Below are 12,941 nucleotides of genomic sequence, written 5' to 3' on the forward strand. Positions count from 1 at the left end.
GTTCCTGGCACACAGTCCTGTAATCTCTTCTACTGAAAATCTTTTAAGAGTTTGTCTTTGTAATAATTAAAGAAGTTTTTTTTACCAATAACACTGACTGTTTTACCTTGTAAACCATATTTTAGTTTAGAACTGTCTTGTTTTTTTACGCTAGCAGTTGCAGTAACCTCAAACAGATTGCCTTCTTCTGTACTTGTGGCTGAAGCGGCAATTTTGCTGATTTTTCCTGTCACAGTGGTGGAATGATTGCCAATTTTTTCTAATGTCAGGCGAACTTTTTGTCCTTTTTTCAATTGACTGACATGAGCAGAATCAACATAATAACGAATAGCCACTTTTTGAGTTTTAACAATGTCTGGGTAAATTTCAGCAATCTGGCGTCCTTGAGGCAAAAGTGTCTGTCCTTCATAGTCGTCAATAATATGCAAAACACCATCTTGCTGTGCTTTTAATACCGTATCTGCTTTTAAAAGAGTTGTCTGTTCGAGCTGTGATTGCAAATTTTCTTTTTCTTGTGTCACCTGAACGAATTGGAGCTCAGCCTGAGTGAGTTCTTGCTGGCGCAGGCTCTCAATTTGACTGCTTGCACTGGTATCATAACTGCCGGTTGAATAATTTGAAGCTGCCTGTGTTTCTAAACTAGAAATCGAAGTATTGATGCCATCAATTTGTCCCTGAAGATCTGTCAAAAATTGATTCTTAAGACTCTCTTTACTGTTGGCATTTTCATCATCGTTCAGCGTTTGCAATTGACTTAAATAACTGTTTAGGGTAGCAGCGTATGGGTTGTCGGCAGAAACACTTGATCTATCGGTTTGAATAGCATCTTTAACTTCTTGATATTGGTTAATTTGCGTTTGCAAATTTGAAATCTGATCAGCTATCGCAGTGTTTGCTTGATTGACCCCTGCTTCCTGCTTAGCAACCGAATCATTGGTTTGTGAGGCTTGGTCAGTGATCGTTTGAGATTGATTTAGAAAACGCTCAACAGTTGCTGAATAACCAAATTCATCTTCATCTGTAAAGAGGTTTTCTCCTTGTTTGAGGCTTTCCTTTAGATTATTTAGAGCCTCTTGCTGCCGTCCGTCTCTGTCAATTTGTGTCTGAATTGCATTGAGTTGACTGTCTTCTAATTTATCGGAGTATTGAATAAGCAGGTCGCCCTTTTTAACAACTTTATTTTCAGCGAGGTTATTTAGTAAAACAGTATTGTTACTAGTTGACTGAACAACATCAATAATCTCAGTCGGCCTGAGACTGCCAATTGTGGTAATGGTAATTTCTTTTTGGCATATAAGGGAAAAAGAGAAGAGAAAAACAGCCAGCAGTGCCACTGGAATAATTAAAAGGGTGGCAAAATTGTGATAGCGTCTGTGATAAAATTCAGCAGATTGAAATAATTTAGGATTCATCTCTTCTCCTCTTATTTTTGAAATAAATGAGCATAGAAGCCTTGAGCTTGTATCAGTTGTCTGTGGGAGCCTTCCTCAGCAACCTGCCCTTGGTCTATAACAATAATACGGTCAGAACGTTCAGCAATACTCAAACGATGGGCAACAAAAATAATGGTTCTGTCTGTGAGGGACAGTAAATTATCGATAACGCGTTTTTCGGTTAAGGCATCGAGACCGCTTGTAGCTTCGTCTAAAATTAAGACAGGAGCTTGTGTCAGCAAAGCGCGTGCCAGTGCTAAACGCTGCTTTTGACCGCCCGATAAACCTGCGCCATCTGACAGCTCGGTATGGTAGGCCATTGGCATAGATTCAATGTCAGAACGAATTTCAGCGATGTCACAGGCTTTAAAAATATCTTCTTGTGTCATATTATCAGAAGCACCCAATGTTAAATTTTCTAAAACAGTCCCTGAAAAAACATAAGATTGCTGCGGCAAATAATTAATATAATGTCGAAGTGCTTTTTTATCAATTGTTTTTAAATCATATCCCCCGAGAGTAATCTGCCCTTGGTTTGGTGTATAAAAATTAACAATCATCTTAGCTAATGTTGTCTTACCAGAACCACTAATACCGACAAGACTGACTTTTTCTCCTTCTTTAATGCGCAGATTAACATGGCTTAACGTATCACGGCCGAAACCGTACTTATAGGAGACATCGTCAAAAATAATATCACCTTTGAGAAACTGCTTATCATTAAGAATTTGCCCGCCGTCAAATTCAGATGAAACCAAGTAAACTTCATTTAGGCGTTTATTAGCTACTTTTGCAGACTGTAATTTTGTTTGCAGATTGATGATATTCTCCATTGGCCTTGTAAAGTAGGACAAAAGCGTATTATAAGTTATGAGCTGCCCGACAGAAATACTGCCAGCTATCACCAAACGTGAGCCATACCAAAGAACAGCAACGTTTAAAATGAGCTGCGCTCCTTGTTTTAATGCTCCTTGCACGGCTTCGTATTTGTTAAGAGCAAAACTTTTATCCAGATAATCTACAAATTCTCTGTCAATATTTTGATAACGCGTTTCTTCGCTGGTTAGAGATTTAACTGTTTCAATACCGTTTATATCCTCGATAATCGCAGAACTGACCATGGCGTTTGCCTGCATGACATCATGGTTCATTCGTTCAAATGGTTTCATAAAAGCCAAAATAATAATGGCATAAACAGGTAATGCTGTTAAAGTGATAAAAAAGAGATGGGTATTTTGAAGGACAAGGACACTTCCGACAATAAAGAGAATACTCACATCTAAAAACAGCGATAAAATCGTCGAAGCCAATGCATCAATAATTGAATTAGCATCGGTAAAACGTGACATGACCTCACCAGTCCGTCTTGTCGCAAAAAAGGACATGGGTAATTCAAAAATATGGCGGATATAAGATAAAATCACATCAATCGTCAAGCGTTGACTTAGAACAACTAGCAGATAGTTCTGCGAAAAACTCATGACTTGCTGCAGGACATAGGTAACAACCAGTCCGATAGACACAATACCAAGAGTAGACTGCAGCTGATTAGGAATATATTCATCTAAAATTCCTTGTAAATAATAGGAACCAATGATATTGATTAAAGTGACTAGGAGGCTGGCGAGCACAATATAGGTCAGCAGGGCTTTTTGCTTAAAAATAATGGGCAAAAAACTCATTAAACCATTCTTTTTATCCTTATGAGGCTTGTAGTATGGAGCGGGCGCTAAAAAGATAGCGACACCAGTCCATTCTTCAGCAAAATGTTCCTTAGACATTTTAGTGACCCCAACAGCTGGATCAGGGTCACCGATGATAAGGTTAGTCTTTTTAACGTTGTAAACAACATAGTAATGCTGAAGTTTTCCCTCTTTGTTGACATGAACAATAAAGGGACAGGGAATGTCAGCCATGTCAAACAGTTCCATATTGGCTTGAACGGCACGTGTTTCAAAGCCCATTTTCTTAGCGGCTTCAACAATACCTAAGGCTGTTGTCCCTTCCTTAGTTGTTTTCGCCAGCTCTCTTAAGTGAGCCAGTGAGAAATCTGAACCATAATGCTTGGCAACTGATGCCAAAGCTGCCACACCGCAATCTCGTAAATCAATCTGACTAACATATTTGTATCTTTTCATAGCCCTTCCCTTTTAAAAAATAAACTGGGACTATTGTGCCACAAAATAGAAAGCTAAGCATTTTTAAGTCGCAAAAAGTCAAAAATAGGTCGCAAACGGTAAAAAAAATCATTTTTGATGTTTTTTCCAAAGAAGAAATTTAATGCGTAAAAAAAGGTAGGCTCCTAGAATGAGATAAAAAAGTATCATAATAGCTGAAATCATACCGAATACTAGTGCTAATTGCCGATTGCTTTTAGCTAATAGGTATGAAATCCCTAAGAAAAGTAATGACAGGGGAAAAAGACATTTTTCGAATGCTTGTTCCAGCTTTTCCAGCATAAATAGCACATTCAATGAAATATTAAAAAGTTTACTTAAAATAAACATGATGTTTCCTTTTATTTTTAACAGCTATTGTAGCAAAATAAGGACTGCTGATTTGTTAAAATCATAAAAAGTTAAAAATCAGTCGTAAACGGCAAAAAATCTGAAAAATGACCGTTTACGACCTAAAAACGACAAATGATGACTTTGGGCATGCATGGCACTAAAAACCTGTTAAACTAAAGCCTGTCAGTTGCAACGACAAAACTATTTTGGAGGGAGGTATTCAAATGAATACAAAAACTTTTGAACAATTTGAATTTGCTACATTGACAGATGCAGAACTTTCAACCGTTAAAGGTGGAGGCATGGAATGGATTGGAGATATATTGGGTGCTATAGGTAATGCTGCGCATCCTGTTAACCCTCGTCAAGTGGTAGATCAATTAAACGGAAAGTATCCACGTCGTGGTCCTGTTCGTTCTTGCCCTCCTGGAGGAACTGGAGGAACACCTAATGCTTGTTGATATTTATTTGTCTGTAAAAATTTCTAAATAATGTTATTTTAAAGATAATTTAGAAGTTTTTTAGCAAAAAGAAATACGGTATGTAAATTATGAAAGCATTATATAAGGGTCGTCTGTCTGATGTATGGGAAATAAGTAAGACGAATGTTCAACCAGTATGGGTTCAGCAAGCTTTTAAACAAAATTATCTGAGATGGAACAATAATAAATTAGTAATTTCTATGAGTGGAATCAATCCGTCTGTGAAATTTAATTTGAAAATCAGCTTATTGAGTTATCCTGGCTATGCCTCTTATCCTGTGGGATATATCGGAGATTTTTTAGATATTACTAATCATCGTGTTGTTTCAAAAAAACAATTTCAGAAACATTATCAAATTATTGAGGAAGACTCTCTATAAATCTCACTTATATCTAAAACTATAAGTAAATATACTAACCCAAAAAGTTGGACAATTAATTATTGAAAGGATCTAGCCCTGTATTGTACAGAGCTAAGTCTTTATTGAGTTTGACTTCAATGCGTTTGTTTAAGCAAAGGTTTTCTTAGCAATAGTATACTCATTTTTCTTGTATTGTACTAGCTAATTGGAAAGGATTCTCTTATTAGGAAGCGCATAATCAAGGGAGAGTGACATTTTAGAACGCCCTTCAAAAAGGACTTTATACTTTGGTTCAGGAGGATAGTAGCTTTTTTGACTTTTTCGAACAACCTCTACACCATACCGATTCATGAGTCTAATCATGTATTATAGGTATTAGGAACTGACAGCGTACTTTTGTCTATCGGCTTTTGTTTTAACCAAGTTTTACCATTTACGACCTAAAAACAACAAATTACGACTTGGGCGTGCATTAACCTCACAATCTGTTAAACTAAAATCTGTCAGTTGCAACGACAAAATATTATTGGGAGGTATTCAAATGAATACAAAAACTTTTGAACAATTTGAATTTGCTACATTGACAAATGCAGAACTTTCAACCGTTGAAGGTGGAGGAAAAAACAGTGCTAATGCTTTTTTGACAGGATTTGGTGGAGCTGTCGAGGGGGTAGTACTATGTGCTCAAGCTGGAATGTTTCTACCACCTCATGCATATGCAGCATGTGCGGCTGGAGGAGCTGCTGCTAGTTTAATTTGGCCACATTAAATAGAGGAGAATTATTACTATGAGTGTAAAAAATTTGAAATCAGTTAATTTACTGGATAGCAACCAACTTTCTGTTATTAAAGGCGGAAATCGTATTTCAGCAGGAGAATTTGGACAAGCACTAGGAGTTTGTACGGCTGGAGGCGCAGCTGTTGGCGGTTTAATCGGCAACGTCCCTGGTGCAATAGCTGGTGGTATATACGGTGCTCAATACTGTACCGCGGCATGGGCTTTGTTAAGGACCCATTAATTCTTGGCAGGTGTTATTTTGACTAATCACATTCGTGTTTTAACTGCAATAGCCCTGTCTGAATTATTGATAGAGTGGGCAGGATTTCTAATAGGAATTCCGATTTTTGCAATTGTTTTTTTAGTATTATCAAGTACAGCTGTCGAGCTTCTTCTTCATATTATTTTTTACAAAAAACTTCATGAAGGGATAAGCTTAAATCAATGCTTAAAAAATTATATCTCTTACGTAAAAAAAACACTTTGGTTTTTGTTAATGGTTTTATTATTACTTATCGTTAATTATGTACAAAAGCATACTTTCTTGCTATTTTTCGAATGGCATATTTTAGTTATGTTTTACACAATAGGTTTTATTATAAGTTCAAATAATGTCCCCATAAAAAAATAATTGATAAATTGATAATACGAATGTATGACATCAGTCATCTATTTTTCATTGATAATTTTTCAAGCTGATAGTTGGTCCTATCAGCTTTTTGACTGGACAAAAAAGTCCTATAGATTATTTAAAACTTTTGTTTTCAAGACAGATTACCATTCACGACTTAAAATGAACCATTTATGACTTGGACACATTTTGCAATAAAACTTTGATAAAATAAAAATGTCAATCGCGATGACAAACATAAAATAGAAAGTGGAGATTAACTATGACAGCAAAAACACTAGAACAATTTGAAACAATGACAGATAGACAGCTTTCAGCAGTTGAGGGTGGAAAGACGACTTATTATGGCAATGGGTTATATTGCAATGAGAACAAGTGTTGGGTGAACTGGTCCCAAACAGCTACTACAATTGCAAATAATTCAGCAATGAATCTTCTAACTGGTGGAAATGCCGGATGGCATTCAGGAGGAATTGCCTAATGGCAAACTTAAGATGGTTTTCTGGTGGAAAAGAGAGAAGCGAGGAAGCTGTAGCTATTATTGATGATTTATTAGAATCTTTTGGCAAAGATTTCAAATTGAGACCATTAAAAAATTTTTTTATTTCTTACCGCAAGGAGCTAGAGTCAAATGGTACGTCTATCCCATTAATCTTAAGCAGAATGCATATAGAGTTATCCAAAATTTTAGCAGAGAATAAAATTCAGCTGTCTGAAGAACAATCAAAACAGTTAAAAAAATTGCGAAGTTTATCAAATATTAGATATGGATACTAATATTCTATATGTATTTTCAAGCTGATAGCAGGTCCTATCAGCTTTTTGACTGGACAAAAAAGTCCTGTAGATTATTTAAAGCTTTTGCTTTCAAGACAGATTACCATTCACGCCTTAAAATGAACCATTTATGACTTGGGCATATTTTACAATAAAAATGTCAATCGCGATGACAAACATAAAACAGAAAGAGGAAATTAACTATGACAGCAAAAACACTGGAACAATTTAAAACAATGACAGATAGACAGCTTTCAGCAGTGGAAGGTGGAAATACGTGTGTTAATGCAATTTTTGGAGGAGCATTAGCAGGGGCCGGATCAGGATTCGTTGGTGGCATGGCAACATTAGGAGTTACTTCAATCCCAGGAGCGTTTGTGGGAGCGCATGTAGGAGCAATCGCAGGTGGTTTGTACTGTGTAGGAGCAAGTTTATAGTAAAGAAAGGGGAATGTATAGAAATGACTTTAAATAAATTTAATGAAATAAGTAATTCAGAATTAGAGCTAATTTCAGGTGGTGGAAAAATCGGTGCAGCTGTTGGTGGGTGTCTTGGTGGGATGCTTTTAGCATGGGCCGGAGGCCCAGTTTCCGCTACAGGATATGCAGTTGTATGTGGTACTTCGGCTGCAGCCTCTGCATATTTCAATTAATATTATGCTTGATAATATATTAATTAGATTTGTAACAGTCCAAACACTCATATACTTTTTTTTATATTTGTTTGATAAACAGCATAAAGAAATGTACATCCGGTTATTTATAGTAAGCCTGTTATTTGCGATAATTATTTATTATTCAACAGCATTTTAACGGCTTTTTCAAGCCACAACAGATGTTATCGCAAATGGTTGGGTGTCGTCTCTTGGTGGTGCTCATGGTTACGCAACTAGCTGGGGGAGACGCTCATAATGTTATTTAAGCGAAGAGCAAGAAAACGCAAAGAGTTTTATCATCAAATCGAATTAGTTTATAATAATCCCACTTTAATGATTAGCGGAGACCTCCGACAAGAACTTCTGGAAAGCGCTGCTGGACTTGAAAACGGTGACCGTATTAGCTACTTGGCCTATAAATTATATCCGTTTGTTAGTGATGAAATATTGCACCATAAATCTAATCGCAATGACGAACTGATTGTTTTAAAAAAGTATCTGGAAAGAACGCGTTGGAAATATTATTGGGGCACAGTCTGGGGTATGGCATTTGCTCGCAATTAACAGTAAAAGAAATACTTAAATGGCAGCTACTCCTGCCTGCATTGCACCATACCTATATGTTTATCAAGCAAAAGAGAAAATACTCTTTCTTGCTTCCGCTCAACCTCTTTTTTAGTTTGAAAGGTAGTTTATGAAAGAAAAAATGAAAATGGTATTTTTTCCTAAATCGGGCGCACTTTCCTTTATTAGTCTCCATTTATTCTGTGTTGAAACAGCGCTGAGTTTAATTATTTGGAAATTCAATTGGTCTTCGGCGAACTTTTTTTATCCCGTTCTTAATATATTGACATCTGCTTTAACAATAGGATCAGTTATCTATTTACGGAAGATAAGACCCGAACTTTTTAGTCTGAAGTCACTTCGAAAATTGGACTTTCTCTTGATTTCTTTGTGTTTTGGCGTGCTGTATATTTATTTCGGAAAGCTTTTGTTTGTTGGAGGCAAGGCCAATTTTGATTTAGTCTTTTCAGAAAAATTCCGCAGGCAATTCTGGTTGCCCTTCAGCCTTTTATTATCGGACCGATATTAGAAGAACTGCTTTATCGCGGTGTGTTGATGACGAGTTTTTCGAAAAATCAAAGTATTTTTTAGACTGTCTATTATCAGCAATCATTTTTTCGATCACTCACCTCTTTTCATACGTTTTTTATTTCGGCTTCTTTAAAAATTATGCCGTTATGGGTTTAGTGCTTGCTCTCCTTTTGTAAGAAAACAGGCTCTATTTATCCGCCTGTGCTGGTTCACTTCTCTTGAAATATTTATCTTGGCTGGGATACAATTTTATTTGTCTTTTTAGGTAAATAGCTGCTTAAGATTAATCCATCATGCAAAAATAACTTACATGTACCATTCACGACTTAAAATGAACAATTTATGACTTGGGCATATTTTACAATAAAACTTTGATAAAATAAAATTGTCAATCGCGATGACAAACATAAAACAGAAAGAGGAGATTAACTATGACAGCAAAAACACTGCAACAATTTGAAACAATGACAGATAGACAGCTTTCAGCAGTGGAAGGTGTAGGAACTGGTGTTTGCAGACCTGTTTACTATGCAGCAAACGGGTATTCTTGCCGCTATAGCAATGGAGAATGGGGATACGTTGTTACTAAAGGAGCCTTTCAAGCTACAACAGATGTTATCGCAAATGGTTGGGGATCGTCTCTTGGTGGTGCTCATGGTTACGCAACTAGCTGGGGGAGACGCTCATAATGTTATTTAAGCGAAGAGCAAGAAAACGCAAAGAGTTTTATCATCAAATCGAATTAGTTTATAATAACCCTACTCTGTTGATCAGTGAAGAACTTCACCAAGCTCTATTAAATAGTGTTTTAGGACTTGAAAAAGGAGAAAGAATAGCATATTTATCCTATAAATTATATCCTTTAGTTTGCGATGAGATTTTATATCGAAAAGCCAATCGTAATGATGAGTTAGTTGTCTTACAAAAATATCTAGAAAAAGCTCGTTGGAAATACTATTGGGGTTCTGTTTTGAGTATGGCATTTATTCGGCAGTAGTTAATATTATCATTGTTATGATTTATTTTAAAAATAAGATTGAAGCTGGGAAAGAATTTTATAATTTCATCATATGGTCAATTAAAGAAAAAATTTGGGTCGCGGATTAGCAGTAAGTGGTTTTATGTTTTAAAATAGATTCCACTAAGAGAGAAACTAAGCAGTTTCTGCTTCAATTTTTCTTTTAAAATTGAAGGGTGATTTACAGGAAAAAATAAGATACGCTGTTGCAAAAAATAATTTTCAAACAGCTATTGACACTATCGTTAATGGCTGGGCGCAACACGGTCCTTGTATTTCCTGAACTTATTAAGATGGTTAAACTAAGGCGGTTTAAGGGCGGCAAAGAACGTCGAGAAGAGGTGCTTACTATTTTACGGCAACTGCCTGTCTCATTCGATGATGGCAAGAGTCTAACGTTACATAACTTATTGATATCATATCAAAAAGAACTGCAGGACAGCACTGCTTCTGTTCCTATTGCCATTAGTCGGTTAAACATTGACCCTTGTTAAGGCTGTAGCTGAGCATCATATTCGTGTCTCAAAGGAATATACTGAATGGTTTAAAGCTTTAAGAGATCTAGCTTATTTCAGATTATTTTAAACTGTCCATCTGCAGAGACATTAGGTTAGAACAATTGAACGGCATTAAATGGCCGGCCCCCGAAGCTGTTCCCCTTACGGAACAGGCGGCACTCCTAATTCCTGTAACTTCTAAGCAGTTTTTATATCTTTAGGAGGAGTAATGAAAGCTATTTATAAAAATAAAGAGGCAGAAGTTTGGAGGATAGCAAAAGATGATCTCAATCAGCCTTCATGGGTATCAGAAGCTTTTGCGAAAAACTATCTTTATTGGTTAGATAATCATCTTAGAATTTTAATTCCTGCTTTGTACCCAAATTGGTCAAAAGACAGCCGAAATTTCGGATACGGTATGTACGCCGTTGGATACATTGGTGATGTTATTGATTTGACTAACGGCAAAGTGGTAAGCAAAGCAAAATTTGAAAAAGACTATCGTCTCATTTAGAGCTTTACATTATTTTGATAGCTTTTGTGAATATGACTTCAAAATAGGCATTTTATCAAAAGGATGCCTATTTTTGTTCATTTAATTTTAAGGAGATAGGATGACAAAACGATATTTAAGAACAATACTTTTGCTGATATCAGCTGCTGTGTCTATGGTTTCAGCATCTGCATTTGCTGACGAAGAAAACATTCAGCCGGCCGATATGGCTGTTGCTGTTAACAATACTGAAGAAAATATAAAATCAGAAGAGGCGGATCCAAGAGGTGAAGCCGCTGAAAATAGCTATGACGGAACCACTTTGCCAGCAGAAGAGGAGGCGCCAGCTGCTGTTGCACCTGACGAGGCAGAGGAAACCGAAGAAACGGAAATAACGATGGCTCAGTATGAAGAAAATACTGCAGCTTTTAATCACGTTCCGATTACTGAAGTTTATCCCATGTTCACAGAGGACGGAAAAGAGCATGTGATTTATATCGGACGCCCGACATGCTACCACTGCCGTCAGTTCTCACCGGCTTTAAAAGTATTCAACAGCTTAATTGATAAGCGCTTGGAATATTACAATACTGATGGCGAAGATTTTGACGAAGAAGCCAAACATTTTCTTTACGCCACGGTTGGCATTCCGGGGACACCTACCGTCATTCGTTTACAAAATGGAAAAATGGTGAGCGCTTGGATTGGCAGCGGTATTTCCGGTCAAAAACTCTATGAGCATCTGTTCTATAATGATACTCCAGCAGCTAGGGCGGAAGAATCTGAACCAGCTGATACTGCAGGTGAGACACTGGCAACAGCGAGGGATAACTTAGACAGCAATGCTCCCAGGACACCTGCTGCTTTATCTCAATCTCAAGAAACCGCGGACACTGCCAAAGCAGCACCGGTAAGCTTAGAGCATAAACATCTCCCGCAAGTACACGTACAAGACATCAGCATAGAAAAAAAGCCGATTTTACCGCACTTAGGGGCCAATGCCAGCAGATTTTCCTTTTACGGTTTTATGATTTCTGCTTTAGGATTCATTTTCCTAAAACGAACCCCCAAAAATTTAAAGAAAGGTGAATGATATTATAAAACTGAAATACCCTCTTAAGACTATTTTAAGCTCTAGGAAATGAGCTGTATCTCGTTTATGTTACAATAGGAACAGCTATTGTGTCCTTATTTGATGAGTTACGAGTTAAAGGTTTTTTGACTGTAAGCTCCCTTAGATAATATGGCAGAGGGGAATGAAACAGTTAAAATGGACAGCTGGCAGAAAGGCTTTTGAATGGACTGCTGGGGGCCTCGCAGTCTCCTCAGCAGATAACAAACGATGATCAGCGGATAGATACGCCATAGCGGCTTTTATAGATAAGTGCTGAGAAGCGATTCAGGCATGATGTGCACATTAAAGCTGTCAAAGCAAAGAAACCATTATATTGATGAATGTTAGGGAAGGTTTATGTTAGATATTTATATACTGGAAGATGATATCATTCAGCAGTTCCGTATGGAGCGCGAAATTGAAAAGATCATGTCCAAAAATCACTGGGATTACCAAAGATTAGAGGTTTTCGATTCTTCAAAAGATATTATTGCTAAAGCATCTGAAAAGGGCGAACACCAAATTTTCTTTCTGGACTTGGAAATTAAAGAGGATGAAAAACAAGGCATAGATGTTGCCAAGGCTATTCGCGAAAAAGATGCAACAGCGATTATTGTTTTTGTCACAAGTCATTCAGAATTTATGCCTATAACCTATCAGTCTTTGGTGGGCGCCATTGATTTTATTGATAAAAATGTGAGTGATCAAACGTTCAGAGCGCGGGTAGAGCTGTGTTTAAAGGAAGCCATAAAACATCAGACTGGCAATTTTGGCGAAAATTCTTATTTATTTGAAACGTCAAAAGCGCGGGTACGCGTCCCTTATAGCGATATCCTATATTTTGAGACATCTCCTGCTGTACATCGCGTCATCTTGCATACAAAAACTGACAGGATTGAGTTTTATGCTACTATAGCTGAGGTTGCTAAATCGGATAAACGTCTCTTCAAATGCCACCGCTCTTTTGTTATCAATGCAGATAATGTCACAAGATTTGACAAAAGAACACGGACTGCCTACTTTGAAACAGGGAATTACTGCCTAGTTTCCAGAGAAAAAGTAAAAACTCTCTTAAACGAGATGAGGTGAGAAGACA

At 37.0% G+C, this 12,941-nt stretch carries 19 protein-coding genes and 1 pseudogene; 16 read left to right on the top strand and 4 right to left on the bottom strand.

Annotated features, from left to right (window positions below):
- Positions 1 to 29: 29 nt before the first annotated feature.
- The 3 genes from DDV21_RS08540 to DDV21_RS08550 form a co-directional block, all read right to left on the bottom strand.
- A complete protein-coding gene (locus DDV21_RS08540; protein WP_116877979.1) occupies positions 30 to 1,412 on the bottom strand; it encodes a bacteriocin secretion accessory protein in 1,383 nt (460 codons plus the stop codon).
- 11 nt (positions 1,413 to 1,423) lie between these two features.
- Positions 1,424 to 3,571, bottom strand: coding sequence for a peptide cleavage/export ABC transporter (locus DDV21_RS08545; protein WP_116877980.1), 2,148 nt, complete (start codon positions 3,569 to 3,571; stop codon positions 1,424 to 1,426).
- A gap of 108 nt (positions 3,572 to 3,679) precedes the next feature.
- Entirely contained in the window at positions 3,680 to 3,940 is a 261-nt protein-coding gene (locus DDV21_RS08550) for a hypothetical protein (protein WP_241964662.1), read from the bottom strand.
- A gap of 227 nt (positions 3,941 to 4,167) precedes the next feature.
- Between DDV21_RS08550 and DDV21_RS08555 the strand changes: the two genes are divergently transcribed.
- Both DDV21_RS08555 and DDV21_RS08560 read left to right on the top strand, forming a co-directional pair.
- Positions 4,168 to 4,404, top strand: coding sequence for a ComC/BlpC family peptide pheromone/bacteriocin (locus DDV21_RS08555; RefSeq protein ID WP_116877981.1), 237 nt, complete (start codon positions 4,168 to 4,170; stop codon positions 4,402 to 4,404).
- Between the two features lie 89 nt (positions 4,405 to 4,493).
- On the top strand, positions 4,494 to 4,805 hold the full coding sequence (locus DDV21_RS08560; RefSeq protein WP_116877982.1) for a hypothetical protein: 312 nt from the start codon (positions 4,494 to 4,496) through the stop codon (positions 4,803 to 4,805).
- 186 nt (positions 4,806 to 4,991) lie between these two features.
- Here the strand turns inward: DDV21_RS08560 and DDV21_RS11945 are convergent.
- Positions 4,992 to 5,153 (bottom strand): annotated as a pseudogene (locus DDV21_RS11945) (IS3-like element ISLgar1 family transposase); the annotation flags it as partial.
- A 175-nt stretch (positions 5,154 to 5,328) separates the two neighbouring features.
- Here DDV21_RS11945 and DDV21_RS08565 point away from each other — a divergent pair.
- The 14 genes from DDV21_RS08565 (at position 5,329) to DDV21_RS08640 (ending at position 12,934) form a co-directional block, all read left to right on the top strand.
- Complete coding sequence (locus tag DDV21_RS08565) at positions 5,329 to 5,556, top strand: Blp family class II bacteriocin (RefSeq protein ID WP_116877983.1); 228 nt, start codon at positions 5,329 to 5,331, stop codon at positions 5,554 to 5,556.
- A 19-nt stretch (positions 5,557 to 5,575) separates the two neighbouring features.
- Positions 5,576 to 5,806: a Blp family class II bacteriocin gene (locus tag DDV21_RS08570; protein WP_116877984.1), complete on the top strand. Its 231-nt coding sequence runs from the start codon at positions 5,576 to 5,578 to the stop codon at positions 5,804 to 5,806.
- A gap of 3 nt (positions 5,807 to 5,809) precedes the next feature.
- On the top strand, positions 5,810 to 6,196 hold the full coding sequence (locus tag DDV21_RS08575) for a hypothetical protein (RefSeq protein ID WP_241964663.1): 387 nt from the start codon (positions 5,810 to 5,812) through the stop codon (positions 6,194 to 6,196).
- A gap of 262 nt (positions 6,197 to 6,458) precedes the next feature.
- Complete coding sequence (locus DDV21_RS08580; RefSeq protein WP_116877985.1) at positions 6,459 to 6,677, top strand: leucocin A/sakacin P family class II bacteriocin; 219 nt, start codon at positions 6,459 to 6,461, stop codon at positions 6,675 to 6,677.
- Positions 6,677 to 6,973: a bacteriocin immunity protein gene (locus DDV21_RS08585; protein WP_116877986.1), complete on the top strand. Its 297-nt coding sequence runs from the start codon at positions 6,677 to 6,679 to the stop codon at positions 6,971 to 6,973. The genes DDV21_RS08580 and DDV21_RS08585 overlap by 1 nt, the downstream gene beginning before the upstream one ends.
- Before the next feature lie 203 nt (positions 6,974 to 7,176).
- Positions 7,177 to 7,410 (top strand): Blp family class II bacteriocin, encoded by a 234-nt coding sequence (locus DDV21_RS08590; RefSeq protein ID WP_116877987.1) that lies wholly within the window; start codon positions 7,177 to 7,179, stop codon positions 7,408 to 7,410.
- A gap of 23 nt (positions 7,411 to 7,433) precedes the next feature.
- Entirely contained in the window at positions 7,434 to 7,625 is a 192-nt protein-coding gene (locus DDV21_RS08595; protein ID WP_116877988.1) for a bacteriocin, read from the top strand.
- A gap of 258 nt (positions 7,626 to 7,883) precedes the next feature.
- Positions 7,884 to 8,192 (top strand): bacteriocin immunity family protein, encoded by a 309-nt coding sequence (locus DDV21_RS08605; protein WP_116877989.1) that lies wholly within the window; start codon positions 7,884 to 7,886, stop codon positions 8,190 to 8,192.
- A gap of 522 nt (positions 8,193 to 8,714) precedes the next feature.
- On the top strand, positions 8,715 to 8,783 hold the full coding sequence (locus DDV21_RS11950; protein ID WP_241964717.1) for a hypothetical protein: 69 nt from the start codon (positions 8,715 to 8,717) through the stop codon (positions 8,781 to 8,783).
- Positions 8,784 to 9,154: 371 nt separating this feature from the next.
- Complete coding sequence (locus tag DDV21_RS08615) at positions 9,155 to 9,412, top strand: garvicin Q family class II bacteriocin (RefSeq protein ID WP_116877990.1); 258 nt, start codon at positions 9,155 to 9,157, stop codon at positions 9,410 to 9,412.
- On the top strand, positions 9,412 to 9,720 hold the full coding sequence (locus DDV21_RS08620; RefSeq protein ID WP_116877991.1) for a bacteriocin immunity protein: 309 nt from the start codon (positions 9,412 to 9,414) through the stop codon (positions 9,718 to 9,720). Before DDV21_RS08615 ends, DDV21_RS08620 begins: the two co-directional genes overlap by 1 nt.
- A 747-nt stretch (positions 9,721 to 10,467) precedes the next feature.
- Positions 10,468 to 10,752 carry a hypothetical protein gene (locus DDV21_RS08630; RefSeq protein ID WP_116877993.1) on the top strand — a complete coding sequence of 95 codons (285 nt, stop codon included), beginning with the start codon at positions 10,468 to 10,470 and terminating at the stop codon, positions 10,750 to 10,752.
- A 100-nt stretch (positions 10,753 to 10,852) separates the two neighbouring features.
- A complete protein-coding gene (locus DDV21_RS08635; protein ID WP_116877994.1) occupies positions 10,853 to 11,824 on the top strand; it encodes a DUF6568 family protein in 972 nt (323 codons plus the stop codon).
- Positions 11,825 to 12,202: 378 nt separating this feature from the next.
- Positions 12,203 to 12,934: a response regulator transcription factor gene (locus DDV21_RS08640; RefSeq protein ID WP_116877995.1), complete on the top strand. Its 732-nt coding sequence runs from the start codon at positions 12,203 to 12,205 to the stop codon at positions 12,932 to 12,934.
- Positions 12,935 to 12,941: the final 7 nt, after the last annotated feature.

The organism is Streptococcus chenjunshii, from assembly GCF_003086355.1.
In the GTDB taxonomy this organism is placed as follows: domain Bacteria; phylum Bacillota; class Bacilli; order Lactobacillales; family Streptococcaceae; genus Streptococcus; species Streptococcus chenjunshii.

Bases quoted from the DNA above. Each gene is read 5' to 3' on its own strand.
- DDV21_RS08540 (WP_116877979.1), bottom strand. From the start codon at position 1,412: ATGAATCCTAAATTATTTCAATCTGCTGAATTTTATCACAGACGCTAT.
- DDV21_RS08545 (WP_116877980.1), bottom strand. From the start codon at position 3,571: ATGAAAAGATACAAATATGTTAGTCAGATTGATTTACGAGATTGCGGT.
- DDV21_RS08550 (WP_241964662.1), bottom strand. From the start codon at position 3,940: ATGTTTATTTTAAGTAAACTTTTTAATATTTCATTGAATGTGCTATTT.
- DDV21_RS08555 (WP_116877981.1), top strand. From the start codon at position 4,168: ATGAATACAAAAACTTTTGAACAATTTGAATTTGCTACATTGACAGAT.
- DDV21_RS08560 (WP_116877982.1), top strand. From the start codon at position 4,494: ATGAAAGCATTATATAAGGGTCGTCTGTCTGATGTATGGGAAATAAGT.
- DDV21_RS08565 (WP_116877983.1), top strand. From the start codon at position 5,329: ATGAATACAAAAACTTTTGAACAATTTGAATTTGCTACATTGACAAAT.
- DDV21_RS08570 (WP_116877984.1), top strand. From the start codon at position 5,576: ATGAGTGTAAAAAATTTGAAATCAGTTAATTTACTGGATAGCAACCAA.
- DDV21_RS08580 (WP_116877985.1), top strand. From the start codon at position 6,459: ATGACAGCAAAAACACTAGAACAATTTGAAACAATGACAGATAGACAG.
- DDV21_RS08585 (WP_116877986.1), top strand. From the start codon at position 6,677: ATGGCAAACTTAAGATGGTTTTCTGGTGGAAAAGAGAGAAGCGAGGAA.
- DDV21_RS08590 (WP_116877987.1), top strand. From the start codon at position 7,177: ATGACAGCAAAAACACTGGAACAATTTAAAACAATGACAGATAGACAG.
- DDV21_RS08595 (WP_116877988.1), top strand. From the start codon at position 7,434: ATGACTTTAAATAAATTTAATGAAATAAGTAATTCAGAATTAGAGCTA.
- DDV21_RS08605 (WP_116877989.1), top strand. From the start codon at position 7,884: ATGTTATTTAAGCGAAGAGCAAGAAAACGCAAAGAGTTTTATCATCAA.
- DDV21_RS08615 (WP_116877990.1), top strand. From the start codon at position 9,155: ATGACAGCAAAAACACTGCAACAATTTGAAACAATGACAGATAGACAG.
- DDV21_RS08620 (WP_116877991.1), top strand. From the start codon at position 9,412: ATGTTATTTAAGCGAAGAGCAAGAAAACGCAAAGAGTTTTATCATCAA.
- DDV21_RS08630 (WP_116877993.1), top strand. From the start codon at position 10,468: ATGAAAGCTATTTATAAAAATAAAGAGGCAGAAGTTTGGAGGATAGCA.
- DDV21_RS08635 (WP_116877994.1), top strand. From the start codon at position 10,853: ATGACAAAACGATATTTAAGAACAATACTTTTGCTGATATCAGCTGCT.
- DDV21_RS08640 (WP_116877995.1), top strand. From the start codon at position 12,203: ATGTTAGATATTTATATACTGGAAGATGATATCATTCAGCAGTTCCGT.